Origin of the sequence: Halalkalibacter akibai JCM 9157 (genome assembly GCF_000513135.1) — a bacterium.
Lineage (GTDB): Bacteria > Bacillota > Bacilli > Bacillales > Bacillaceae_D > Halalkalibacter > Halalkalibacter akibai.
On the sequence record NZ_BAUV01000004.1, the window covers coordinates 153,684 to 180,141 of the forward strand.

At 37.5% G+C, this 26,458-nt stretch carries 27 protein-coding genes and 1 pseudogene; 27 read left to right on the forward strand and 1 reads right to left on the reverse strand.

Translation table 11 applies throughout. The features are described from left to right. Positions 1-41: 41 nt before the first annotated feature. Entirely contained in the window at positions 42-275 is a 234-nt protein-coding gene (acpP, locus tag JCM9157_RS04380; RefSeq protein ID WP_034740877.1) for an acyl carrier protein, read from the forward strand. 176 nt (positions 276-451) lie between these two features. Further along, on the forward strand, positions 452-1,174 hold the full coding sequence (rnc, locus tag JCM9157_RS04385) for a ribonuclease III (RefSeq protein ID WP_035662578.1): 723 nt from the start codon (positions 452-454) through the stop codon (positions 1,172-1,174). Between the two features lie 43 nt (positions 1,175-1,217). Here the strand turns inward: rnc and JCM9157_RS04390 are convergent, their stop codons facing one another. Then, positions 1,218-1,439, reverse strand: a complete 222-nt coding sequence (locus tag JCM9157_RS04390; protein WP_035662580.1) for a DUF1128 domain-containing protein — start codon at positions 1,437-1,439, stop codon at positions 1,218-1,220. Positions 1,440-1,568: 129 nt separating this feature from the next. On the opposite strand from JCM9157_RS04390, the gene smc reads away from it, so the two are divergent. The 25 genes and pseudogenes from smc to codY all read left to right on the forward strand — a co-directional run bounded on the left by smc (position 1,569) and on the right by codY (position 26,419). Next, positions 1,569-5,135, forward strand: coding sequence for a chromosome segregation protein SMC (gene smc, locus JCM9157_RS04395; protein WP_035662581.1), 3,567 nt, complete (start codon positions 1,569-1,571; stop codon positions 5,133-5,135). Positions 5,136-5,145: 10 nt separating this feature from the next. Further along, positions 5,146-6,138 (forward strand): signal recognition particle-docking protein FtsY, encoded by a 993-nt coding sequence (gene ftsY / locus JCM9157_RS04400; protein WP_035662582.1) that lies wholly within the window; start codon positions 5,146-5,148, stop codon positions 6,136-6,138. 91 nt (positions 6,139-6,229) lie between these two features. After that, positions 6,230-6,559: a putative DNA-binding protein gene (locus JCM9157_RS04405; protein ID WP_035662584.1), complete on the forward strand. Its 330-nt coding sequence runs from the start codon at positions 6,230-6,232 to the stop codon at positions 6,557-6,559. Positions 6,560-6,570: 11 nt separating this feature from the next. Beyond that, positions 6,571-7,929, forward strand: coding sequence for a signal recognition particle protein (ffh, locus tag JCM9157_RS04410; protein ID WP_035662586.1), 1,359 nt, complete (start codon positions 6,571-6,573; stop codon positions 7,927-7,929). 86 nt (positions 7,930-8,015) lie between these two features. Then, a complete protein-coding gene (gene rpsP, locus JCM9157_RS04415; RefSeq protein WP_035662587.1) occupies positions 8,016-8,288 on the forward strand; it encodes a 30S ribosomal protein S16 in 273 nt (90 codons plus the stop codon). Between the two features lie 168 nt (positions 8,289-8,456). Next, a complete protein-coding gene (locus JCM9157_RS04420) occupies positions 8,457-8,681 on the forward strand; it encodes a KH domain-containing protein (RefSeq protein ID WP_035662589.1) in 225 nt (74 codons plus the stop codon). A gap of 163 nt (positions 8,682-8,844) precedes the next feature. Then, entirely contained in the window at positions 8,845-9,243 is a 399-nt protein-coding gene (locus tag JCM9157_RS04425) for a YlqD family protein (RefSeq protein ID WP_035662591.1), read from the forward strand. A 4-nt stretch (positions 9,244-9,247) separates the two neighbouring features. Continuing rightward, positions 9,248-9,769 carry a ribosome maturation factor RimM gene (rimM, locus tag JCM9157_RS04430; RefSeq protein WP_035662593.1) on the forward strand — a complete coding sequence of 174 codons (522 nt, stop codon included), beginning with the start codon at positions 9,248-9,250 and terminating at the stop codon, positions 9,767-9,769. Then, on the forward strand, positions 9,766-10,497 hold the full coding sequence (gene trmD / locus JCM9157_RS04435; RefSeq protein WP_035662595.1) for a tRNA (guanosine(37)-N1)-methyltransferase TrmD: 732 nt from the start codon (positions 9,766-9,768) through the stop codon (positions 10,495-10,497). Before rimM ends, trmD begins: the two co-directional genes overlap by 4 nt. A gap of 213 nt (positions 10,498-10,710) precedes the next feature. Then, a complete protein-coding gene (gene rplS, locus JCM9157_RS04440) occupies positions 10,711-11,055 on the forward strand; it encodes a 50S ribosomal protein L19 (protein WP_035662597.1) in 345 nt (114 codons plus the stop codon). A gap of 144 nt (positions 11,056-11,199) precedes the next feature. Further along, positions 11,200-11,733: a signal peptidase I gene (gene lepB / locus JCM9157_RS04445; RefSeq protein ID WP_052012939.1), complete on the forward strand. Its 534-nt coding sequence runs from the start codon at positions 11,200-11,202 to the stop codon at positions 11,731-11,733. 14 nt (positions 11,734-11,747) lie between these two features. After that, a complete protein-coding gene (ylqF, locus tag JCM9157_RS04450) occupies positions 11,748-12,593 on the forward strand; it encodes a ribosome biogenesis GTPase YlqF (protein WP_035662601.1) in 846 nt (281 codons plus the stop codon). Positions 12,594-12,729: 136 nt separating this feature from the next. Then, entirely contained in the window at positions 12,730-13,491 is a 762-nt protein-coding gene (rnhB, locus tag JCM9157_RS04455; RefSeq protein ID WP_035662603.1) for a ribonuclease HII, read from the forward strand. A gap of 154 nt (positions 13,492-13,645) precedes the next feature. Continuing rightward, positions 13,646-15,193, forward strand: a complete 1,548-nt coding sequence (locus JCM9157_RS04460; RefSeq protein WP_035662604.1) for a hypothetical protein — start codon at positions 13,646-13,648, stop codon at positions 15,191-15,193. After that, positions 15,190-15,477 (forward strand): EscU/YscU/HrcU family type III secretion system export apparatus switch protein, encoded by a 288-nt coding sequence (locus JCM9157_RS04465; protein WP_035662606.1) that lies wholly within the window; start codon positions 15,190-15,192, stop codon positions 15,475-15,477. Before JCM9157_RS04460 ends, JCM9157_RS04465 begins: the two co-directional genes overlap by 4 nt. Positions 15,478-15,539: 62 nt before the next feature. Continuing rightward, positions 15,540-15,722, forward strand: a complete 183-nt coding sequence (locus tag JCM9157_RS04470) for a hypothetical protein (protein ID WP_035662607.1) — start codon at positions 15,540-15,542, stop codon at positions 15,720-15,722. A gap of 205 nt (positions 15,723-15,927) precedes the next feature. Further along, positions 15,928-17,088, forward strand: coding sequence for an ADP-forming succinate--CoA ligase subunit beta (sucC, locus tag JCM9157_RS04475; protein WP_035662610.1), 1,161 nt, complete (start codon positions 15,928-15,930; stop codon positions 17,086-17,088). 18 nt (positions 17,089-17,106) lie between these two features. Then, positions 17,107-18,021, forward strand: coding sequence for a succinate--CoA ligase subunit alpha (sucD, locus tag JCM9157_RS04480; protein ID WP_035662613.1), 915 nt, complete (start codon positions 17,107-17,109; stop codon positions 18,019-18,021). A 66-nt stretch (positions 18,022-18,087) separates the two neighbouring features. After that, positions 18,088-18,963 carry a DNA-processing protein DprA gene (gene dprA, locus JCM9157_RS04485; protein ID WP_035662615.1) on the forward strand — a complete coding sequence of 292 codons (876 nt, stop codon included), beginning with the start codon at positions 18,088-18,090 and terminating at the stop codon, positions 18,961-18,963. Positions 18,964-19,092: 129 nt separating this feature from the next. After that, entirely contained in the window at positions 19,093-21,168 is a 2,076-nt protein-coding gene (gene topA, locus JCM9157_RS04490) for a type I DNA topoisomerase (protein WP_035662616.1), read from the forward strand. 188 nt (positions 21,169-21,356) lie between these two features. Beyond that, positions 21,357-22,664 (forward strand): FADH(2)-oxidizing methylenetetrahydrofolate--tRNA-(uracil(54)-C(5))-methyltransferase TrmFO, encoded by a 1,308-nt coding sequence (trmFO, locus tag JCM9157_RS04495; RefSeq protein ID WP_035662644.1) that lies wholly within the window; start codon positions 21,357-21,359, stop codon positions 22,662-22,664. A 68-nt stretch (positions 22,665-22,732) separates the two neighbouring features. Next, positions 22,733-23,635 (forward strand): tyrosine recombinase XerC, encoded by a 903-nt coding sequence (xerC, locus tag JCM9157_RS04500; RefSeq protein ID WP_035662621.1) that lies wholly within the window; start codon positions 22,733-22,735, stop codon positions 23,633-23,635. Between the two features lie 16 nt (positions 23,636-23,651). Beyond that, complete coding sequence (hslV, locus tag JCM9157_RS04505) at positions 23,652-24,197, forward strand: ATP-dependent protease subunit HslV (protein ID WP_035662623.1); 546 nt, start codon at positions 23,652-23,654, stop codon at positions 24,195-24,197. Positions 24,198-24,226: 29 nt separating this feature from the next. Further along, a complete protein-coding gene (hslU, locus tag JCM9157_RS04510) occupies positions 24,227-25,618 on the forward strand; it encodes an ATP-dependent protease ATPase subunit HslU (RefSeq protein ID WP_035662624.1) in 1,392 nt (463 codons plus the stop codon). A 22-nt stretch (positions 25,619-25,640) separates the two neighbouring features. Further along, a pseudogene (gene codY, locus JCM9157_RS04515) lies at positions 25,641-26,419 on the forward strand (GTP-sensing pleiotropic transcriptional regulator CodY). The last annotated feature ends 39 nt before the right edge of the window (positions 26,420-26,458 follow it).

The window sequence follows — 26,458 nt, forward strand, 5'->3', positions numbered from 1 at the left end:
TAGAAGTAACTTCGTTTTTTCTTGAGAGGAGGTGAATGAACATGGCAGATACATTATCACGTGTTACTAAGATCGTTGTAGATCGTCTTGGTGTTGAAGAAGCAGAGGTTAAACCAGAAGCTTCTTTCAAGGATGATTTAGGCGCAGATTCATTAGATGTGGTTGAGCTTGTGATGGAACTTGAAGATGAGTTCGATCTTGAAATTTCTGATGAAGAAGCTGAAAAAATCTCAACTGTAGCTGATGTAGTTGATTACATAAACAGCCGTCAGTAAGTATAAGTTGGTCCCATGTGGTTTTTTCCATGTGGGGCTTGCTATTAAATTGAATATAAGAGTCATAAAAAAAGGTTGTTTAATTTATGACGTTGGAGGTTACTATGCCACAATCTTCGAAGTACCAACGAAAGTCACGGCCCCATTCAAATGATCGAAGACGGGGAAATAGGAAAATGATCCTTACTGAAGAACAGAAAAAGAAGTTTGATGAATTAATGGAACAAACGAAGTTGACTTTTGAAAACAAAAAGCTATTAATCCAAGCTTTCACCCATTCATCATATGTGAATGAGCACCGAATTTATTCATTTCAAGATAATGAGCGTTTAGAATTTCTAGGTGACGCAGTACTCGAATTAGCTGTATCTCAGTTCTTATTCAAGAAGTTTAAAGCAATGAGTGAGGGAGATATGACTAAATTACGTGCGTCCATCGTCTGTGAACCATCTTTAGCTCTTTTTGCCGAGGAATTAGGATTCGGGAGTATTGTCCTTCTTGGAAAAGGAGAAGAGATGACAGGAGGTCGTGCTAGACCAGCGTTACTAGCAGATGTATTTGAAGCATTTATTGGTGCGCTCTATCTTGATCAAGGATTAGATGCTGTGTTTCAATTTTTAAGTGAAACGATCTATCCTAAAATTAACGAAGGTGCTTTTTCTCATATGATGGATTTCAAAAGTCAGCTTCAAGAGTTCATTCAACGAGATAATCTAGGTCAAATTCAATATATTATTGTACAAGAACGCGGACCTGCTCATAACCGCGAGTTTGTTTCTGAAGTCCAATTAAATGATTCAGCTCTTGGGATCGGAACAGGCCGTTCAAAAAAGGAAGCTGAGCAACATGCTGCGCAACAAGCTTTAATGAAGCTTAGTGAACAAGAAAAGCTCAAATGAAAAAATGTCCTCTCATAGGAAACGAGAGGACATTTTTATTTCGTTATTTACGAAGCTTTCCGAGTTCGGTCACAATGGCATCTAATTCACTAACTGAAAAGGAAGATTTACGTTCGATCATTTCGTAAATATCACGTAAATCTTCGTATTGATCTGTGTCGAAGCTCTTTGAGTTTAGAGCAGCGGCATTAACAATTTGCAGTTTAGTTTTAATCGCTTCTAACATATATTCAATGTTGTCGCGTGTATTAGCTTCAAGATTCATCTTTTTCACTCCTAAAGTAAGATGAATTTATCGTATCATACAGTTGTCCATTTGTCCTCTCAATCTGTAATTAGAAAAAGTCTTATGGTAAAATAGGTTAGTTGTTAATAATGTTAGGGGGAAGGAATTATGTTCCTCAAGCGACTTGAAGTCGTGGGGTTCAAATCATTCGCTGAACAAATAAATATTGATTTTGTTCAGGGAGTGACAGCAGTAGTTGGACCAAACGGGAGTGGAAAAAGTAATATATCAGATAGTATACGCTGGGTTCTAGGTGAACAGTCAGCTAAGTCATTACGGGGAACAAAAATGGAAGACATCATATTCGCCGGTAGTGATGGTAGGAAAGCTTTAAATTATGCAGAAGTTAGTTTGATATTGGACAATGAAGATCAGCATCTTTCAATAGATTACAGTGAGGTAAGTGTCACACGGAGAGTATATCGCTCTGGTGAGAGCGAATATATGATAAACAAACAAGCGTGTCGACTGAAGGACATTGTCGATTTGTTTTTAGATTCTGGTTTAGGTAGAGAAGCATACTCGATTATCGGACAAGGTAAAGTAGAGGAAATTTTAAGTAATAAAGCGGAAGATCGTCGTGTGATTTTTGAAGAAGCAGCTGGCGTACTTAAATATAAAAATCGAAAAATGCAAGCGGAAAAGAGGTTGTTAGAAACTCAAGACAACCTTTACCGGGTCGAAGATATTTTGCATGAGTTAGAAGGACAAGTAGAGCCTTTGGGTATTCAAGCTTCAATTGCAAAGGATTACCTTCATAAAAGGGAAGAATTAAAAGAGGTTGATATCGCGTTACTTGTCTATGAAATTGATGAACTTCATGAAACGTGGACATCCCAGAAGGAAAGCTTGCAATTACTTATGAAGTCGTATGAAGAAAAACAGCAAGCGCAAGAAGAAATGGAGCAATTGAGAATTCGATTACGAGACCAAACGAACGTTTTGTCAAGTCAGTTTACGAAATTGCAAGAAGAGTTATTAATGGCAAGTGAGGAACTGGAAAAGAGCGAAGGGAAAAAGCAAGTTCTAAAAGAACGTCGTAAAAACGCAAATCAAAACAAAGATCAACTTGATCGCACTATTAAGGATAAATCCAATCAGCTCATAACGATTAAAGAAGAATGGCAAGAAGAACAATCAAAGTTAAAAGTAGCTAGCGAAAAGTTAAAAGAATTAGAAAGAACTGTGCAACAAAAGCAAGAAATCGTTGAACGTTCAGAAACGGATGTAGAAGAAGAGATTGAGCGTTTAAAGGCCGATTATATTGAAGGCTTAAATGAACAAGCAAGTATTCGAAATGAACGACGTTATCTTGAAGAACAACTGCGACAACAGGAACTAAAACAAGAAAAGCTTCTAAATGAAAATAAAGATATTTTGAAAAATCGACATGGATTATCTGATGATTTAGAGCGCGCAAAAGAAGCAGCAAATAAATTACAGCTAGAACTTGAAAAAAAAGGAGAAGAATTTCGCGAGCAACAAAAAAAACTCGAGCAAACAAAGGATCGTTATCATAAAAAAGAAGCTCAACTATATGAAACATATCAAATTGCTCAACGGATCCAATCTAGAGCGGATTTGTTAGAAGAGATGCAAGCGGATTTCTCCGGTTTTTTTCAAGGAGTAAAAGAAATATTAAAGGAACGAAGTGGGAAGTTAACCGGAATTTTAGGTGCCGTAGCAGAGATAATTCAGGTTCCTAAAGACTATGAAACAGCTTTAGAAATTGCTTTAGGTGGATCATCACAACATGTTGTGACGGAGTCAGAAGCGGATGCAAGAAGAGCTATTCAATTTTTAAAACAAAATAGAATAGGGCGAGCAACCTTTTTGCCTTTGCCTGTTATGAAACCGAAAACGATCCCCGATTTCCAGCTAAATCAATTGAAACAACATGAGGCTTTTGTTGGAGTTGCGTCCTCCCTCCTTACGTACGAGAAGAAATATAAAGATGTCATAGCTAGTCTTCTAGGTAATGTAGTAATCGCTCATACTCTTCAAGGGGCAAATGAGCTTGCGAAGCTTACAGGCCATAGATTTCGAATTGTTACTCTTGAAGGAGATGTTGTGAATCCGGGAGGCTCAATGACAGGTGGTTCTGTTAAACAAAAACAAACTCCTCTTTTGGGACGGAAGCGAGAATTAGAAGATTTAAAAGAGAAATTAACCAAATTGAAATCTGTCACAAAGCAATATGAGGCAGAAGTTAAAACATTAAAACAAGAACGCTCCGATCTTGAAAATCTGGTGGAACAACTTAGGACAGATGGTGAGATCATTCGGCAATCTTTATTGGATGCTAAATCAAAGATTAAAGATTTTGAACGTGAAGTTGAGAAATCTCAAGACGAATTTTCTAGATTTGACCGTGACAAAGAGGGATTTGCAGAAGAAATCAAACGTCTAAAAGATAGGTTACACAAACTTGAAGACAACTATCAAGTGACCTCTAAGGAAGCTGAGCGTTTAGAGCAGCGAGTGAAGTTACTTGAACAACAACGACAGAAACAACGTCAATCACATCATATTCTCCAGCAAGAATTAGTTAATGACAAAATTGAATTGGCGGCTGCAAAGGAAAGGTTTGTTTCACTAGAAGGACAAGCTAAACGTCTAGGATCATCGAAGAAACAGCTTGAGGAAGAGCTGCTTGAACTTAAAGACCATTTTGAGTTACTAGTAGGTGAAATGTCTGATCGTACGAATGGTGAATTCAGTATCGAAGAGCGAATTGAACAGGCTAGACAACAAAAAGCAATATTAACTAGAAAAATTGGCAATATGAAATCAGAACGCGAACAAGTAAATCAATCTTACGTTGAGCTTGAACATAAATTGAAGGAAGAGCAAGGGACTCTTCAATATTTGTCTGAACAATGTAGGAAGATTGAAGTTAATGTAAATCGTATGGATGTAGAACTCGACAATCGACTTACTCATTTACAAGAAGAGTATGAACTTTCTTTCCAAGCTGCAAAAGAAAACCATCATTTAGCAATGGAGCCTGACGAAGCACGTGCAAAAGTGAAATTAATTAAATTAGCAATTGAAGAATTAGGAACAGTTAATATTGGAGCTATTGAAGAGTACGAGCGGGTAAAAGAAAGATTTGACTTTTTAAGTGAGCAACAAAAAGATTTACAAACAGCTAAATCAACTTTGCATGATGTGATTACTGAAATGGATGAGGAAATGACCAAGAGATTTTATGATTCCTATATTCAAATAAGATCCCATTTTCAAACGGTATTTAGAGAGTTGTTTGGAGGAGGTCAGGCAGACCTTGTATTAACCAATCCAGATGATTTACTTATGACCGGAGTTGAAATTGTTGCCAAACCTCCCGGTAAGAAAATGCAAAACCTTGCACTCCTTTCTGGTGGAGAGCGTTCGTTAACAGCTATCGCACTACTATTTGCCATTTTAAAAGTAAGACCTGTTCCGTTTTGTGTGTTAGATGAAGTGGAGGCTGCCCTAGATGAAGCTAATGTAAGTCGTTTTGCTCACTTCCTTAAAGATTTTAGTAAAGCTACACAGTTTATTGTTATTACACACAGAAAGGGTACAATGGAAGAAGCTGATGTTCTCTATGGAATTACCATGCAAGAATCCGGGGTTTCAAGACTTGTATCAGTAAAGTTTGAAGAAACAAAAGAACTTTTAGAAAGTTAGGTGCCAAATCATGAGTTTTTTTAAGAAATTAAAAGAAAAAATTACGAATCAAACAACAGAAGTAACGGATAAGTTTAAGGAAGGCTTAGAAAAAACACGTGATTCCTTTGTTGGAAAAATGAATGAGTTAGTTTATAAGTATCGTAAGGTTGACGAGGACTTTTTTGAGGAATTAGAAGAGTTATTGATAAGTTCAGACGTTGGGGTCACAACGGTTATGGAATTAATTGATCAATTGAAAGATGAAGTCCGCTTGCGCAATATTAAAGATACGAAGGAAATCCAACCTGTAATCTCGGAAAAACTAGCTGAATTACTTGAAAAAGAAGGAGATGACATCGGACTTAATCTACAAGAAGACGGCATGACTGTTATCTTAGTAGTCGGTGTTAATGGTGTAGGAAAAACAACTTCAATTGGAAAACTCGCTTATCATCTCAAACAACAAGGTAAATCAGTCATGTTAGCAGCTGGCGATACATTTAGAGCAGGGGCGATTGAACAGCTCGAAGTTTGGGGAGATCGTGTAGGTGTAGATGTAATTAAACAACAAGAAGGTTCAGATCCTGCAGCTGTTATGTATGATGCGTTAAAAGCTGCTAAATCACGTTCCATTGATGTGTTGTTATGTGATACAGCAGGAAGATTGCAAAATAAAGTAAATTTAATGAATGAGCTAGAAAAAGTAAAGCGAGTGATTGAGCGAGAGGTACCAGGTGCTCCTCATGAAGTTTTGCTTGTGCTTGACGCTACAACAGGGCAAAATGCTATGTCTCAAGCGAAAACTTTTGGGCAATCAACAGATGTCTCTGGAATTGTTTTGACGAAACTTGATGGTACAGCAAAAGGAGGAATCGTCTTGGCGATTCGTCATGAATTAGATATACCAGTTAAGTTTGTTGGCCTTGGCGAAAAGATGGACGATCTTCAAGAATTTGATGCAGAACAATTCGTTTACGGTCTGTTCCGAGAACTTGTTGAAGCTGAAGTTGAAGAGGCGTAATTAGATGTTAAGAAAAAAACTTGACACATAGTGTTTGATGTTGTAACATGATATCTCGTAAAGGAAAATCACTTAACAAGGAGTTGGTTGTGTGTTAGATAAGACACTTAGGATGAATTATTTATTTGATTTCTATCAGTCCTTGCTAACACAGAAGCAGCGCAAATATATGTCATTATATTATCTTGATGATTTTTCGTTAGGTGAAATTGCTGAAGAATTTGAAGTGAGTCGCCAAGCCGTCTATGATAACATTAAACGTACAGAAACGATGCTTGAAGACTATGAAGACAAGTTGATGCTTCTTATGAAATTTGAAAGACGCACTGAACTTGTTGCTGAGATGAAATTAGCAATGGAAAATAATGCGACTCCTGAAGAGATCATGTCACTGATTGACACTCTTGAGAAATTGGATTAGGAGGCGACAACATGGCATTTGAAGGTTTGGCGGAACGACTGCAAGACACATTAACAAAAATTCGTGGTAAAGGTAAAGTTAGTGAACAAGACATCAAGGATATGATGCGCGAGGTTCGCCTAGCATTACTTGAAGCGGATGTTAACTTTAAAGTTGTCAAACAATTTATTGCAAGTGTGAAAGAAAAAGCACTTGGGCAAGAAGTAATGAAAAGCTTAACGCCAGGGCAACAAGTCATTAAAGTGGTTAATGAAGAATTAACAGCTTTAATGGGTGGAGAGCAAAGCAAAATTGCGGTCGCTCCTAAAGCTCCAACTGTTGTAATGATGGTCGGGCTCCAAGGGGCAGGTAAAACAACGACCACAGCAAAACTTGCAAACCACTTAAGAAAGAAACACAATCGAAGTCCTCTTCTAGTAGCGGCTGATATCTACCGCCCAGCTGCGATTAAGCAGTTAGAAACGCTAGGGAAACAGTTGAATATGCCTGTGTTTTCGCTTGGGGATCAAGTTAGTCCAGTGGAAATTGCTAGGCAAGCTATTGCCAAGGCTAAAGAGGAACATCATGATTATGTATTAATTGATACAGCTGGTCGATTGCATATCGACGAAACGTTAATGGGTGAACTACAAGAAGTAAAAGAAGTAGCTAAACCGCACGAAATTTTACTTGTTGTTGATGCCATGACTGGTCAAGATGCTGTAAATGTTGCTGAAAGTTTTAATGAACAACTAGATGTTACAGGGGTTGTTTTGACAAAACTTGATGGTGATACGCGTGGTGGTGCGGCTTTGTCTGTTAAAGCTGTTACAAACACACCAATTAAATTTGCTGGTATGGGTGAGAAAGTTGATCAACTTGAACCATTTCATCCAGATCGAATGGCATCTAGAATTTTAGGTATGGGTGATGTACTCTCCCTTATTGAGAAAGCTCAAGTTAATGTGGATGAAGAAAAAGCTCGTGAACTTGAAAAGAAAATGAGAACGATGGATTTTACGTTTGATGATTTCTTAGAACAACTTGACCAAGTTCGTAACATGGGCCCATTAGATGAGTTACTCGGAATGATGCCAGGCTTTAATAAAGCAAAAGGTATGAAGGATTTGCAAGTCGATGACAAGCAAATTAGTAAAGTGGAAGCGATCGTTCGCTCCATGACTAAAAAAGAAAAACAAGACCCCAGCCTTATGAATGCGAGCAGACGTCGCCGGATTGCTAAAGGAAGCGGAACAACGATTCAAGATGTAAACCGTCTTTTGAAACAATTTGAAGATATGAAGAAAATGATGAAACAAATGACTAGTATGACGTCTGGTAAAGGCAAGAAAAAAGGAAAAGGTCTCGGAGGCTTTAAGCTTCCATTTTAAGCAGAAGTCGTTTTTTCTAGTTGTAAACTAGGGAAATTGATGATAATATATTCTATTGTGTAAATATTTTTGGAGGTGTCCCACGAATGGCAGTAAAAATTCGTTTAAAGCGTATGGGTTCTAAGAAAGCCCCATTTTATCGTGTAGTAGTAGCAGATTCACGCGCACCGCGTGATGGTCGTTTCATCGAAGAGATTGGAACGTACAATCCATTAACTCAACCAGCTAAGGTTGAGATTGCTGAAGAGAAAGCTCTTGACTGGATGCTAAAAGGTGCTAAGCCTTCTGATACAGTTCGTAACCTTTTCTCTAAAGAAGGTTTAATGGAAAAGCTTCACAACGCAAAGAACCAAAAGTAAGAGATTTATTCCAAAAAGCCAATTGGGCTTTTTGAAATAAATCAAAGCGATGAGCATAGCCACTGTAAGTTTTCAAGTCTTTTCTGAGTAGTTTTTCAGAAAAGACGAGCAGTGAGCGAAGCCATCGCACTCTCTTTTTATTAAGACGTGTTTAAAAGGAGAATGTAAATGAAAGCGTTAGTAGAGCACATTGTTAAAGCACTTGTTGACCAAAAAGACTATGTTCGAGTAGAAGAGATACAAGAGGGCCAAACTCTTAGTATTAAACTAACTGTTCATCCAGATGATATGGGGAAGGTCATAGGTAAGCAAGGGCGAACAGCAAAAGCAATTCGTTCTGTTTTATATGCCGCAACGCCCGAACAGCGTGTTCGGTTAGACATCGTCGATTAATAACGTCAAAAAGGGTGAGGGATAACCTCTCCCTTTTTGTAATTTCAGGAATGTTAAGAATAAATGTTGTATTTAACAAGTGTGGTTTTTCAGGCTCTGAAGCTAATATATGTCTAAGACCTTTAATCTTTGAACAACCTAGTAATAGTAAAAGAGGTGGATGATGAAGGTAATACGATCAATCACGGTTAAGTATATTGTGACTGAGCAAAAGAAAGCCGAGATCATTGCTCAATTTGAACAAAACCTCTTGCAGACGAAACGAGAAATTGAACAATTAACGTTTCAATTACATAAAGCTTTACATGATGCGGCTGAACACCAGCATTATAGAATTAAGGAAAGATTCCAAAAAGATCTTACTATTCGTGAGGATAAGCTTAAAAACATTGCTTTTCAAATTAATCAAGCAGAAAGTTTAACAATAGGTATGGAAATTGAGGGAGAAAAGGTTGACAGCATTTTGGAAGTCGAAATAGGACAACCTTGGTCTAATTTGAATCAACCAGCAGAGATTATTGTAAAAGACGGCATTATTCAAGAAATTCGAGAAGGTAGGTAGAAGCATGAGCGAATGGTATAAAGTTGGTAAAATTGTAAATACACATGGTGTAAGAGGAGAAATACGCGTTATCTCATCAACCGATTTTGCTGAAGAAAGATACGCTGTAGGGACAGAGCTAATGATTAGACATGAGGGTAAAAAGGAAGAAGTAAAAGTTGTAGTTCGACACCATCGAAAACATAAAAATTTTGATTTACTTCAATTTGAAAACTATCATTCCATTAATGAAGTTGAACTATTTAAAGGTGCCACTCTTTATGTGTCTGAGGAAGAATTATCTGAATTAGGCGAAGGTGAATTTTACTATCATGAGATAATTGGATGTTCAGTTGTTACGGAACAAGATGAAGAACTTGGGAAAGTAAAAGAAATTATAGAAACAGGGGCAAATGATGTTTGGGTAATTCAACGTTCAGGTCCTGGAAAGGATATCTTAATTCCTTATATTGAAGAGTGTGTCAAGGAAATTGATGTCGAACAGAAGTTAGTCCGTATCCATTTGATGGAAGGATTGATTGAATGAGAATAGATGTGTTGTCGCTTTTTCCAGAAATGTTTTCGGGCGTTTTTGGTTCTTCTATTTTAAAGCATGCAAGTGAGTCAGGGCACGTTGCTTTTCACGTTACAGACTTTCGAGAATATACGGATAACAAACATAAAAAAGTAGATGATTATCCATATGGCGGGGGAGCAGGGATGGTTTTAAAGGCTCAACCTATTTTTGATGCAGTTGAGGCCTTGTCTAAAAAGTCTAATCAACAGCCGCGAATAGTCATGCTTTGTCCACAGGGAGAGCGCTATAATCAAAAGAAAGCTGAAGAGTTTGCTAAAGAGAAACATATTATTCTATTGTGTGGTCATTATGAAGGCTATGATGAGCGTGTAAGACAGTTTCTAGTTACAGATGAAGTATCAATTGGGGACTATGTCCTAACAGGAGGTGAGCTTGGCGCAATGGTCATTGCTGACAGTGTGACTCGTTTGCTTCCAGGCGTGTTAGGAAACGACGAATCAGCCGTTACTGATTCGTATTCTACTGGTTTACTAGAGCATCCTCATTATACTAGACCTGCTGATTTTCGAGGAATGGTTGTACCAGACACCCTGCTTTCGGGACATCATGCCAATATTGAGGAATGGAGACATTTTGAGTCTCTTAAGCGAACGTGGGAAAGACGACCTGATTTGTTAGAAGGAAGAACTTTAACAGCTAAAGAAAAACAATGGATTGAGAGTTTCGGTAAAGAATGAAATAGCCTTGCTAATAGAAACAAGAGAAGTGGACAATGACTCTGCTCATTGCACGGAGTTTTAAAAAGAGATGATAGGTGACTTTTTTTAAAACTCTCTTGTTCTTATTGGTTGAATGTGCTATTATAGTTTTTGTGGCTTATGGCCTGTTATTACGATGTTCCGCTGTAGTTTATGCTATCATGAGCATCTGTATGGAAGGAGTGGAATTATATGAACAACATTATCCGTGAAATTACTAGTGAGCAACTACGTAGTGATCTTCCAGCGTTTCGTCCTGGTGACACTTTAGTTATCCATGTTAAAGTTGTTGAGGGAACTCGTGAGCGTATTCAGTTATTCGAAGGCGTTGTTATTAAGCAACGTGGTACTGGTATCAGCGAAACTTTCACAGCGCGTAAGATTTCGTACGGTGTAGGAGTTGAACGTACATTCCCATTACATTCACCAAAGATCGCTAAGATCGAAGTGAAGCGTCGCGGTAAAGTACGTCGTGCTAAACTTTACTACCTACGTAGCCTACGTGGTAAAAAAGCTCGTATTAAAGAAATTCGATAAAGAGCAAGGAAAAGAGCTTAGGAAACTAGGCTCTTTTTTTCTTCCAATCACATTACATCAATTAATAGAAATTAGTGAGCTTTTGAAAAGAATATGGTAAACTAATCCTTGTGATTGTTACATAGATAGATGGAGGGCGCTAACATGAGTAAGGGGAAGAAAGAATCGTGGGAGTGGCTGAAAGCGGTCGTTATAGCACTTGTCCTTGCATTTGTTATCCGCCATTTTTTGTTTGCTCCAGTAATTGTTGATGGTGAATCAATGATGCCTACACTTGAACATACCGATAGGATGATTGTAAATAAGATTAGTTATACTTTTGGAACGCCTGAGCGCTTTGATATTATTGTTTTTCATGCTCCTGCGGGTAAAGACTATATAAAGCGCGTAATAGGCTTGCCAGGAGATGTTATTGAGTTTCAAGATGATGTACTATATGTAAATGGTCAAGCTGTAGAAGAGCCATATTTAGACGAATTAAAGCAGGTTTACAATGGAGATGTATTAACAAGAGATTTCCATGCAGTAACAGTGCCAGAAAATGAATTATTTGTTTTAGGCGATAATCGTGGTAGAAGCAAGGACAGTAGAGATATCGGAACGATTCATATTGATGAAGTAATCGGGAAAGCTAATGTTGTATTCTGGCCTGTTTCAAATATCCGTATTGCCAAATAGGAAGGTGGAAGGTTTTGACAATTCAATGGTTTCCTGGTCATATGGCAAAAGCGCGTCGAGAGGTTACTGAAAAGCTTAAATTTATAGATGTAGTGATAGAGCTTTTAGACGCAAGAGTGCCACTGGCTTCCCGTAATCCAATGATAGATGATTTAGTCTCACATAAACCTAGATTGATTTTACTTAATAAAGCCGATCTAGCAGATCCGGCTGTGACCTCAAGTTGGAAGTCGTATTTCGAAAAATTAGGAGCTACGGTACTCTCAATTAATGCACAAAATGGTAAAGGAACTGAAAAAATTCCTAATGCTTGTAAGGAGCTAGCCAAGCCAATTACTGAAAAAATGATCGCAAAAGGTATGAAGCCGAGAGCGATCAGAGCAATGATACTTGGAATTCCAAACGTTGGTAAATCAACTTTAATTAACCGTTTAGCTTCAAAGCGAACAGCTCAAGTTGGTGACCGTCCAGGAGTCACGAAAAAGCAGCAATGGATAAAAGTAGGGACTGAATTAGAATTATTAGACACACCTGGGATTTTGTGGCCAAAGTTTGAAGATCAAATTATTGGTTATCGCCTTGCAGCAACAGGAGCAATTAAAGATGAACTACTTGATTTCCAAGACATTGCACTATTTTTATTGAATTATCTAAAAGATCAATATCCAACTCTTATTCAAGAGAGATATAAGTTAGACAGTGTCCCTGAAGATGGTTTGGCGCTATTTGATGAAATCGGAAAAAAACGTGGTTGTCTTCTCGGTGGTGGTTATGTGGACTACGATAAGGCAGCTGAAATTATTTTGAGAGAGATGAGATCAGGAACACTTGGTCGAATATCATTAGAACGTCCTAATTAATTAGCCGGTGAAGAAGCCTAAGTGCTTTTTTAGCGGTTTTTCCTTTTTTAAAGCAGTATACGGAAGAACTTCGCTAAAAAAATCTAACATTTCCATACCACTGACCGATAAATAAAGTAAGGAGTTGAGTTTTAAGGTGAACCTTTCAATTAAAGAGCTAGAAGATAAATTATTACATACAAACGAAATGGATGAGACATTTTATGTCTCATTAAAGAGTGATCGTAGAAAAGGGGTCCAAAAGTTATTACAACGTTATGAAGCTCATAGAGAAAAAATGAAGATGCTTGAAGAGATGCATGTGGAAATGACGAAATATGAACTCAAACTAAGGAGTCAAGGTTTTCATCTTATTGCAGGTATTGATGAAGTAGGTCGCGGACCTCTTGCTGGTCCTGTTGTTGCAGCAGCGGTAATCTTACCAAATGATTTTAAATTGCTAGGGTTAACTGATTCAAAGAAATTATCAAAGGAAAAGCGAGAAGCGTTTGCCAAAATCATTAAAGAACAAGCAACTGCTTACTCGATTCAAATGATACATGCCGATAAAATCGATGAAATAAATATCTATGAATCTACTAAATTAGCAATGACTAAAGCTGTTCATGAACTAAACAAGGTTGATCATTTATTACTGGATGCTATAAATCTTGATTTAGATATTCCTCAAACGTCATTAATTAAAGGTGATCAAAAAAGCATAACGATTGCAGCCGCTTCAGTCTTAGCAAAAGTAACACGAGATCAATATATGACAGAAATAGAATTGGAATTCCCTGGATATGGCTTTCATCAACATGTAGGGTATGGCACAAAGGAGCATTTACAAGCTGTTTCTAGACTTGGCATCACAAGAGAACACCGTAAAAGCTTTCGACCAATAAAAGAAATGCAGTAAAAAAGGAGGGATACTATGTACGTCGGTCATAACGAACTAAGGACGATTCCGCTGAAACAAACGAGAGTAATTTCTTTATCTACAGGCCAGCTATTTCAAGGTAAAATCACAAAAATTTTATCCTAATAATGTTGCTGGACTTTCATTAAATGGAATGCAAATAACAGCTCGACTTGAGGCTGCTCTAACTACAGGGAAAAGCTATTGGTTTGAAGTGAAAGATGGAACTGGTCTCCCGCAATTAAAAGTATTGGATGATAACCGGTTAAGAAGAGAGGTAGCAACAAATAGTGCAACCGAAAGATTGTTGCAGCAACTTGGACTGTCTTCTTCAAAGTCTTTGGAACAACTTGTGCAATTACTTTCATCGTTAAGAATTCCTTTTAGTCGTGAAACTCTCATAGGAGGGTATCAAATTTTACAAGAGCTACATTCACTTAATGATAGAGGCTATCAAACGATTGCGCATATGATTCAGAAACAATTGCCACTTACTAAAGAAACGTTTGCGGCTGTTAAGACAGGAAACGAACAGCCTTCTCTTATCGGACAGTTACGTCAGTTATCAGATTCACTTCGCCCTTTTGACGATGGAATTAGTGCAAAGGTGAAAGACCATATTTCGCTTCTGACACAATCAAGTGTTTTTCAGACGAAAAACCCAATTGTTCAATTATTATCTCTTCAATCTACCGACTCCCCGCATGTTGATCAACTTTTAAATCACCTAGGATTACGTTCTGGCGATTCGAGGTTAGTAGTAGATGAACAGCTAATAAAAGCCGTTTTAGAACCTATTAATAAACAAATTGTCCAAAAGCTTTGGCCAGAGTTGAGAATCGAAGCCAATCAAGTGTTAAAAGTAGATCAGTTGCTTTCAGAGTTGCAAATACCTTCAGGAAAAGCGGGATTAACTCAATTAGGGCATTTATTTCAACTGTTAAATATTTCAGATAGACCTGAAGATGTTTATACTAAATGGCTTCAATTGCCAACAAATTCCCTTGCCACTGGTGAAAGACAAATTTTGCAGAGTGTCCTTGAATCTACAGTGAAATTACAAAATGAACAACAAACATCAGGCACTCACTTAAAACAGATCTTAACGATGTTAGGAATGCAATACGAGCATGATGTTGCTCGGTTCTTACATGGTGAAGGGATGCGCGACTCTCTTCATACAGACCGACTAAAAGCAATGCTCTTAATGTTACAACAACAAGAATTACCGAATTCAATTAGAGAACAGGTCACTCAGATTTTATCTAAACTTACTGGACAGCAATTATTAATGAATGAACAGAATGCTACTCATCATCAAATCTTATTTACTCTTCCTTTATCTCTTGGATCTTATCAAACAGAACTTACGATGCAGTGGGAAGGAAAAAAAGATGAAGAAGGACAGCTCGATCCAACCTATTGTCGAGTGCTGTTTTACTTGACGTTAGAGCATTTACAAGAAACGGTCATCGACTTACAAATTCAAAATCGTATCATAAGTGTTACCGTGTTTAATGAACAAGATAAACCAAGTGGGTGGATTGAATTATCGTTACCTTCTTTGAAAAAAGCATTAGGAAAACAAGACTATCAACTTACTTCATTTATTTGGAAAAAAATTAGTGGACGAACCGAAACGAAAACACAACCAAACTTTAGACAAAATAACCAATATCAAGGATTGGATATAAGAATATGAACGAGGAAAAAAAACAAGGAATAAAACAAGCTATAGCACTTAGGTATCAAGTGGACAAAGATGCTGCTCCAAAAGTAGTAGGAACAGGAAAAGGTCTTTTAGCAGAGGATATAATCTCTTTAGCTAAGCAACACAATATTCCTATTCAAGAAGACCCCTCACTTGTTGCCATGCTTAGTCAATTACAAGTAAATCAATCCATCCCACCTGAGCTCTATGAGGTAGTTGCAGAAGTGTTCGCTTTTATATATCGAATCGACCAAAATGGGGAAAAAGCTAACTAGTAGCCTGGTGCAATGGACATGCTAACTATGTTAGTTTTTTTAATAGGACGGAGGAATGAATGATGAGTGAAAAAAATAATAACCAAAATGAGGAGTATGCTCACGAGTTTGGTGTGTATCATTCTGTACAAGAGTCTGATGCAAAGATTGATTTAACAAAATTTCTTCTAAGTAAGAAAAAAGAAAGCAAACCAGCTGAAAAATCGAAATCAAAAAAAGAAGAAAACGACCATTTAGACATTTAATATTGACAGGTTCCTTCATACGGAAAGATATTCCAACCTACAACAGCTGATTTAAAAAGTTTTTTAGCTAAATTAGCCTGGGAGGGAATTTTCCCTCCCCATTTTATAAAAATAATGGTAGAATAAAGAAGGATTCAGTCATTCGATACCAAAATGGACTGGGTGGTCTGAAATTACATGCAATTGATAGGAGGCTGGACAGAGAATGAATATCCACGAGTATCAAGGGAAAGAGCTACTTCGTAAATATGGTGTTGCTGTTCCTAACGGGAAAGTAGCGTTCTCGGTTGACGAAGCAGTTGAAGCAGCAAAGGAATTAGGTTCTAGTGTAAGTGTTGTGAAAGCACAAATCCATGCAGGTGGCCGCGGGAAAGCTGGCGGTGTTAAAGTTGCTAAGAATTTGGATGAAGTTCGTACATATGCAAATGAGATACTTGGTAAAACATTAGTAACTCATCAAACAGGTCCAGAAGGTAAAGAAGTAAAGCGCTTACTTGTTGAAGAAGGATGCGACATTAAAAATGAGTATTACATTGGTTTAGTATTAGACCGTGCTACTTCAAGTGTTGTATTAATGGCTTCTGAAGAAGGCGGTACTGAAATCGAAGAGGTTGCTGAAGCAACTCCTGAAAAGATTTTTAAAGAAGTAATCGACCCAGCGGTTGGCCTACAAGGCTTCCAATCTCGTCGTCTAGCTTTTAATATTAATATTCCAAAAGAATTAGTTGGTCAAGCGGTTAAGTTCATGATGGGTCTTTATAAAGTTTTTGTTGATAAGGATTGCTCAATTGCAGAAATTAACCCACTTGTAACAACAGGTGATGGTAAGGTAATGGCACTTGATGCAAAACTAAACTTTGATTCAAATGCATTATACCGTCAAAAGGATATTCTTGCTTACCGTGATCTTGAAGAAGAAGATGTGAAGGAAATTGAAGCATCTAAATATGACTTAAGCTATATTTCTTTAGATGGAAATATTGGTTGTATGGTAAACGGAGCAGGACTTGCGATGGCTACTATGGATATCATTAAGCATTATAATGGTGACCCAGCTAACTTCCTTGACGTTGGAGGCGGTGCAACTGCTGAAAAAGTTACGGAAGCTTTCAAAATTATTTTATCTGATGAAAATGTTAAAGGAATCTTCGTTAACATTTTTGGTGGAATTATGAAATGTGACATCATTGCTGAAGGTGTAGTTGAAGCTACAAAGCAAGTTGGTCTTGAAATTCCATTAGTTGTTCGTTTAGAAGGTACAAATGTGGATCTTGGAAAACAAATCCTTAAAGACTCAGGATTAAATATTACAGCTGCTGATTCAATGGCTGACGGCGCACAAAAAATCGTTTCATTAGTGAAATAGAAAGGCGGGACGTGGAGTATGAGTATCCTAATTAATAAAGATACAAAAGTTATTGTACAAGGTATTACAGGAGCTACAGGTTTGTTCCATACAAAGCAAGCGGTTGAATATGGTACAAATATCGTTGGTGGTGTAACACCTGGTAAAGGTGGTACAGAGGTTGAAGGAATCCCGGTATTTGATACAGTAGAGCAAGCGGTAAAAGCAACTGGTGCAAACGCATCTGTTATTTACGTACCACCTGCATTTGCTGCAGATGCTATTATGGAAGCAACTGATGCTGGTCTTGACTTAGCTATTTGTATAACAGAGGGAATTCCTGTAATGGATATGGTTAATGTTAAACGCTATATGCAAGGTAAGAAAACTCGTTTAATTGGACCAAACTGCCCTGGTGTTATTACACCTGAAGAATGTAAAATTGGGATCATGCCTGGTTACATTCACAAAAAAGGTCATGTAGGTGTTGTATCACGTTCTGGTACACTTACGTATGAGGCTGTTCATCAATTATCAACAAATGGTATTGGTCAATCTTCTGCTGTTGGTATCGGTGGAGACCCAGTTAATGGAACAGACTTCATTGATGTTCTAAATCTTTTCAATGAAGATCCGGATACGTATGCTGTTATTATGATTGGTGAAATTGGTGGTACGGCTGAGGAAGAGGCTGCTGAGTGGGTTAAAGCTAATATGACTAAACCTGTAGTAGGATTCATCGGTGGTCAAACTGCACCTCCAGGAAAGCGTATGGGCCATGCTGGTGCGATTATTTCTGGTGGTAAAGGTACAGCTGCTGAGAAGATTAAAACAATGGAAAGTTGCGGAATTAAAGTGGCTGAAACTCCATCTGTTATGGGAGAAACGCTTATTTCTGTCTTGAAAGAAAAAGGTTTACTTGAAAAGTGTACTACACATAAAGTAACTAATTAATAAAAAAATAGGGAAAGTCCTCAGTTTATGTGGGCTTTCTTTCTCCTATTTAGAAAAGGAGTTTATATGTCAAATCAAAGGCAAAGATTAATCCATCTTCATTTGTGCAAGGAACTCTCTTGGAAAGAATTAAATCGTATTTTAACCTATGATCAACAGTTAAGTTCAATCTACGATTATAGTACTAGCGACTGGCAACAAATCTTTCATCTTACCCCCCGCAAAGCACAACTTCTTTTTCATCACTTACATTCCTCACGTTTCATAGACTTTTCTAGTTATTTCCAGAGTCAACAGATACACGTTATGACTGTTTTTGATTCAGATTATCCCATGCTTCTTAAGCAAATTTTTGATCCGCCATTTGTACTATATGGGTTGGGAAATCTAAAAGTTTTAAAAACAGAACAAAGATTAGCTGTAATTGGGACAAGATACCCAAGTCAAGCTGGAATGGAAGCTGTTAAAATGTTAATCCCACCAGTAGCTCAAAATGGGTGGACCATCGTTAGTGGAATGGCAAAAGGAATTGACTCTATGGCACATTGGCAAACGCTTCATGCTAACGGTCAGACAATAGCTGTACTTGGTTCAGGGTTTAATTACATTTATCCAAAAGAAAATAAAAAATTATTTTCTAAATTGTCACAAGAAAATTTATTGCTATCAGAATATCCTCCTACTACCCCTCCTCAAAAATGGCATTTTCCAGCTAGAAATAGAATCATTAGTGGACTTACTCAAGCTGTTCTAGTTATAGAGGCAAAAGAAAAAAGTGGCTCTCTTATTACTGCAGACCAAGCTCTTGAGCATGGTAGAGACGTTTTTGCTGTCCCTGGGTCGATTTATACAGAACAATCGAGAGGAACAAATTACTTAATCCAGCAAGGAGCAAAATTGATTACACATGCAGACGATATATTAATAGAATTAAAAGGATAATCTACAAAAAACGACATAAACCCTCACGATCTTTTTTCCTGAATTACCAAGTCCTGTTTGACAAATACCAAAAGTGTGTTTAATAATAGGGAAGATTTTAATTATATCTTCGAGAGAGGGAGTTGCTATATGGCCGATTATTTAGTAATCGTTGAATCTCCCGCCAAAGCAAAGACCATTGGAAAATATTTAGGGAAAAAATATATTGTAAAAGCTTCAATGGGACATGTTAGAGACTTACCAAAAAGTCAAATGGGAGTAGACGTCGAAAAAAGTTTTGAACCCAAGTATATTACGATTCGTGGGAAAGGTCCCGTATTGAAAGATTTGAAAACAGCTGCTAAAAAGGTAAAGAAAATCTATCTCGCAGCTGACCCCGATAGAGAAGGTGAAGCGATTGCCTGGCATTTAGCTCACAGTCTCGATATCGACGAAAATTCTGATTGTAGAGTAGTTTTTAATGAGATCACAAAACAAGCAATTAAAGATGCCTTCAAAACACCACGTCCGATTAATATGGATTTAGTCGATGCACAACAAGCGAGGCGTATTTTAGACCGTCTTGTTGGTTATAACATCAGTCCATTACTATGGAAGAAAGTAAAAAAGGGCTTAAGTGCAGGTCGAGTTCAATCAGTCGCAGTCAAAATGATTATTGAGCGAGAAAAAGAAATTCAAAGCTTTGTACCGGAAGAATATTGGAGCATTCCAGCGCAGTTTTCTTTGGAGGAAGAATCATTTGAAGCTAGGTTTTATGGCGTCGACGGAAAGAAACAAGAGCTAACATCGGAGAGTGACGTGAAGCAGGTTCTTGCTAGACTAAAAGAAGATCTATTCTCAGTTACATCCGTGAAAAAGAAAGAACGGAAAAGAAATCCCGTTACTCCTTTTACAACATCTTCTTTACAACAAGAGGCTGCTCGTAAATTAAATTTCAGAGCAAAGAAAACGATGATGATTGCTCAACAGCTTTATGAGGGAATTGAGTTGGATAAAAAAGAAGGAGCAGTTGGTCTAATTACTTATATGCGTACCGACTCAACAAGAATTTCTGAAACGGCACAAGAAGAAGCCAAGCAGTACATTGAGCAAACTTATGGTGAAGACTATACAAGAAAAGAAAAGCGCGCTGTAAAAAAAGACAAAAAAGCACAAGATGCCCACGAAGCTATAAGACCAACTTCAGTGTTTAAAGATCCTAAAACGGTCAAAAGTTTTCTAGCTCGTGATCAGTTCAGGTTATACAAATTGATTTGGGAGCGAATGGTCGCTAGTGAAATGGCACCTGCTATTATGGATACGATGACAGTCGATATTGAACAAAATGGTGTTCAATTTAGGGCTACAGGTTCTAAAGTGAAATTTGCTGGTTTTATGAAAGTGTATATTGAAGGAAATGATGATGGCAAAAAAGAAGAGGACCGTTTGCTTCCGAATTTGGAAGAAGGTCAAGTGGTGAAAAAAGTAGAAATTGAACCCAACCAACATTTCACTCAACCGCCTCCGAGATATTCTGAAGCGCGACTCGTTAAAACAATGGAAGAGTTAGGTATAGGAAGACCTTCAACTTATGCTCCAACTTTAGACACTATTCAACGACGTGGGTATGTGGCTCTAGAAGATAAACGGTTTGTCCCAACTGAATTAGGGCAAATTGTATTAGAGCTGATTGTCGAGTTTTTCCCGGAAATACTAGACGTTGAATTTACAGCCAAAATGGAAAATGATCTAGATTCGATTGAAGATGGACAGCAAGAGTGGATTCGAATCATTGACGGATTCTACGGTGAGTTTGAGAAGAGATTGTCTGTTGCTGAGGAAGAGATGAAGGAAGTAGAAATAAAAGACGAACCTGCTGGTGAGGATTGCGATAAGTGCGGGAACGAAATGGTTTATAAGATGGGGCGTTATGGTAAATTCATGGCTTGCTCCAACTTTCCAGATTGTCGAAACACAAAAGCAATTGTTAAAGACATTGGGGTTAAGTGTCCTAGTTGTCACGAAGGAAATATTGTAGAAAGAAAAAGCAAGAAGCGTCGGATTTTTTACGGTTGTGACCGTTATCCTGAATGTGAATTTCTTTCTTGGGATAAGCCGATCGCAAGACCGTGCCCTAAGTGTAACAGCATGTTAGTCGAGAAAAAGTCCAAGAAGGGTGTTCATGTTGAATGTTCATCTTGTGATTATAAAGAAGAATCAAATTAACGATAAACTCTTATATAGAACTTCACCTCGCAAAACGAGTTAAGGCTTCCTTTTTTAACATTTAAAAAGGGATAATGAAAGAAATTTGAAGTTTGAATAAGTATTATGATAATATAAGAAAAAGCCTTCGCCTAACTTGGTGAAGGCATTTCTACTGTTTACAAAGGAAGTACTTGGAGGGATTTATGTTGTCACAGACACATGTTAACGTAATTGGTGCAGGTTTAGCTGGAAGTGAAGCAGCTTGGCAACTTGCTAAAAGAGGCGTTACTGTACATTTATATGAAATGCGCCCGGTTAAACAGACACCTGCGCATCACACAGATAAATTTGCTGAATTAGTTTGTAGTAATTCATTAAGAGGGAATGCATTAACGAATGCTGTAGGAGTCTTAAAAGAAGAAATGCGAATGCTAGATTCCGTCATTATCCGATCTGCTGACGATGCAGCCGTTCCGGCAGGTGGAGCACTAGCTGTAGACCGTCATGATTTTGCAGATAAAGTAACTGAGAGAGTGAAAAACCACCCGAATGTAACGGTGTTTAATGAAGAAATTACCAAAATACCAGAAGGACCAACCATTATTGCGACAGGTCCTTTAACTTCCGAGCATTTATCACAACAATTGAGAGAATTAACTGGTGAGGAGTATTTATATTTTTATGATGCTGCTGCTCCAATTATTGAGACTGAATCTATTGATATGAATAAAGTTTATCTTAAATCTCGTTATGACAAAGGTGAAGCTGCTTACTTGAATTGTCCGATGACTGAAGATGAATTCAATCGTTTTTATGACGCTTTAGTTGAAGCTGAAACAGTTCCTTTAAAAGAGTTTGAGAAGGAAATTTTCTTTGAAGGCTGTATGCCTATTGAAGTAATGGCAAAACGTGGCCGTAAAACGATGCTGTTTGGACCGATGAAACCTGTAGGGTTAGAGCATCCTGAAACGGGTAAAAGACCTTATGCGGTTGTTCAATTAAGACAAGACAACACCTCGGGAACACTTTATAATATAGTTGGTTTTCAAACTCATTTAAAATGGGGCCCTCAAAAAGAAGTGTTAAAGCTTATACCTGGTTTAGAAAATGCTGAAATTGTTCGATATGGCGTTATGCACCGAAATACGTTTATTAACTCTCCGAATTTACTGAAGTCAACTTATCAGTATAAAGACCGTGAAGATTTATTTTTTGCAGGTCAAATAACAGGGGTAGAAGGATATGTTGAATCTGCAGCGGCTGGATTAGTCGCAGGTTTGAATGCAGCTAATTACGTACTCGGTAAAGACTTAATTACGTTTCCAGATACAACAGTTATCGGTAGTATGGCTTCTTATATTACGACGGCTAACTCGAAAAATTTTCAGCCGATGAATGCTAATTTTGGCTTGCTACCACCTTTAGAAGAACGTATTCGTGATAAAAAAGAGCGCTATGAACAGTTAGCTAACCGAGCAATCGGCGCAATTCAGAATTTTGTGAAAAAAGTGTAAATTTTGTTGCAGGGGCTACTAAATCATGTTAGAATTTAGTAGCTCTGTGAGTATTAGGGGTGTTTATCATGAAAGAACAGTCCTGGATTGATCAGTTTCTATCATATATGCAATTAGAGAAAAATAGTTCTATACATACGACTAAAAATTACTTGCGTGATATATTAGATTTCCAAGAGTTTATGAAAGCACATGAAATAAACGACTTTTCTGAAGTAACCATGCAATTGGTAAAAGCGTATTTAACTTTTCTTTTCAAAAAAGAATATGCTAGAAAAACGGTCTCAAGAAAAATTTCTGCTTTAAGAAGCTTTTATATGTTTCATTTGAGAGAAAAAAGGGTCAGTGAAAATCTTTTTGCGTCAGTTGTTTTACCCAAAAATGAAACGAGGCTCCCTAATTTTCTTTACGAAGATGAAATGAAAGATTTATTTGATTCTTTAGTTGGAGAAGAACCTCTTGATCAACGGGATAGAGCTATCATTGAGTTATTATATGCAACTGGAATGCGTGTAAGTGAGTGTAGTGCTTTGTGTTTGGATGATCTTGATCTAATTATTGGAACCGTTTTAGTGTTAGGTAAAGGTAGAAAAGAACGATACATACCAATTGGAGCTTTTGCATGTGACGCATTACAGCAATATCTGAGTGACGGAAGACATAAGCTAAGTATGAAGGCTAAAGAACCATCAAAAAGTTTGTTTTTAAATTATCGTGGTGGGTCTTTGTCTGATAGAAGCGTTCGTAAGATTGTATTAAAAAGAATGGAACAAGCATCTTCTAATAAACAATTACGTCCGCATGATATTAGACATTCTTTTGCAACGCATTTGTTAAATAATGGGGCTGATTTAAGGGTAGTTCAGGAGCTATTAGGGCATGAACATCTATCTACAACTCAAATGTACACTCATGTGACTAAAGATCGTTTACGTGATGTTTATAAGCATGCTCACCCTAGAGCCAAGTAAATAAGGGAGGATTATAATGAGTCATTCTTTTCATGCTACAACGATATTTGCCATACAGCATAATGGAAAATGTGCGATGGCTGGTGATGGTCAAGTAACTTTCGGTAATGCGGTTGTAATGAAGCATACCGCTCGAAAAGTACGTAAAATTTATCAAGGAAAAGTTATAGCTGGTTTTGCTGGTTCAGTTGCAGATGCTTTTACACTTTTTGAGAAGTTTGAATCCAGGCTGGAAGAATACAATGGCAACCTTCAACGAGCTGCAGTTGAATTGGCGAAAGAATGGCGTAGTGATAAAGTGTTGAAAAGGTTAGAAGCAATGTTAATAGTTATGAACGAAGAGCACTTATTATTAGTTTCTGGAACAGGGGAAGTAATTGAACCGGATGATGGGATTTTAGCTATTGGATCTGGTGGTAATTACGCTCTTTCAGCTGGTCGAGCGTTGAAAAAACATGCGGCAAACCTTTCGGCAAAGGAAATTGCACAAGCAGCTTTAGAAACGGCAGGAGAAATTTGTGTATACACAAACTTGAACATTGTTGTTGAGGAACTTAACTAGTAAACGATTCGGAATGGAGAGTGAACATAGTGAGAACTGACTTAACCCCTCGGGAAATTGTTGATCGTTTAGATCAATTTATAGTAGGGCAAGAAGATGCCAAAAAATCTGTTGCTATTGCGTTACGAAATCGTTATAGAAGAAGTCTATTAGAAGAGAAATTAAGAGAAGAAATTACACCGAAGAACATTTTAATGATTGGACCAACTGGTGTTGGGAAAACAGAGATTGCTCGTAGGCTTGCTAAGCTTGTCGGAGCACCTTTTGTAAAAGTAGAAGCAACAAAGTTTACAGAAGTCGGTTATGTTGGTAGAGATGTGGAATCCATGGTCCGCGATTTAGTTGAGACGAGTGTTCGAATGATTAAAGAAGAGAAGATGATTTTTGTTAAAAAGCAAGCGGAAGAAAATGCGAATCAAAGGATTGTAGAATTACTAGTCCCGTCCGCTAAAAAGCAAACAAATTATAAAAATCCTTTCGAAATGATATTTGGACAGCAAAGTACTCAAGAAGTGGATAATGACACTGTTGAAGAAACAAATATTTCCCAGCGACGAAGACAAACGGCTCATAAATTGGCTTTAGGGGAATTAGAAGATCATCTTGTCACGATTGAAGTCGATGAGCAATCGCAGAATTTTATGGATATGTTTCAAGGCCAAGGTATGGAGCAAATGGGGATGAATATGCAAGAAATGCTTGGTGGCCTTATGCCGAAGAAGAGAAAAAAGAGAAGGCTACCAGTATCCGATGCTAGAAAGGTATTAACGGAAGAAGAAGCTCAGAAGTTGATTGACATGGATGAAGTTACACAAGAAGCTGTTACAAGAGCCGAGCAGTTAGGTATTATTTTTATTGATGAAATTGATAAAGTTGCAAGTAAAGGTCAACAATCTGCTGATGTCTCACGAGAAGGTGTACAGCGTGATATTTTGCCTATCGTCGAAGGGTCAACCGTAGTCACGAAGCATGGTCCTGTAAAAACGGATCATATTCTTTTTATCGGTGCTGGGGCTTTTCACATGGCAAAACCTTCTGACTTGATTCCGGAACTACAAGGTCGTTTCCCAATTAGGGTAGAGTTATCTAATTTAACGGTAGACGACTTTGTAAGAATCTTAATAGAGCCAAATAATGCATTAATTAAACAATATGTTGCCCTTCTTGAAACAGAAGGTATAAAAGTTTCTTTTTCAGACAATGCTGTTCATAAGATTGCGACAATTGCAACGGAAGTCAATCAAGAAACTGAAAATATTGGCGCGAGAAGGTTGCACACTATACTTGAACGGTTACTCGAAGATCTTTCTTTCGAAGCACCTGATATTAATCTAGAAGAGATTATTATAACGCCAGAATATGTAGAAGAGAAATTAGCTTCTATTGCAAAAAATCGAGATCTAAGTCAATATATTCTGTGATGTTATTAGGAGGAGAATAAAAATGGATTTACTATCAAGAACGAGAAAAATTAATGAAATGTTACAAAAAACGGGGGGCAGCATGTAAACTTTAAAGACATGGCAGAAACGCTAAGAGATACTATTAGTGCTAATATCTTTGTGGTAAGCCGCCGTGGTAAACTTCTTGGGTTCGCCATTAAACAAGAAATTGAAAATGAGCGTATGAAGAAAATGCTTGAAGATCGACGTTTTCCTGAAGAGTACACAGATGGACTTTTTAAAATTGAAGAAACATCAGCTAACTTAGATATTGAAAGTGAATATACAGCTTTCCCTGTTGAAAACAAAGATTTATTTAGTAGCGGACTTACAACGATTGTCCCGATCCAAGGAGGAGGACAACGTCTAGGTACTTTAATTTTAGCTCGATTAAATGAATCTTTTAATGATGATGATTTGATCTTAGCTGAATATGGTGCTACTGTTGTCGGAATGGAAATTCTCCATGAGAAAACGCAAGAGATTGAGGAAGAGGCTCGTAGTAAGGCAGTCGTTCAAATGGCTATTAGTTCATTATCATATAGTGAACTTGAGGCAGTAGAACATATTTTCCATGAATTAGATGGAAAAGAAGGATTGCTAGTTGCAAGTAAGATTGCGGATCGAGTAGGGATTACACGGTCAGTTATTGTAAATGCCCTTCGCAAACTTGAAAGCGCTGGTGTAATCGAGTCGCGTTCCCTAGGAATGGAAGGAACATACATTAAAGTTTTAAATGACAAATTCTTATTAGAGTTGGATAAATTAAAAGCAAAATAATGTTTAAACCGTATTAGAGGAGAATCCTTTAATACGGTT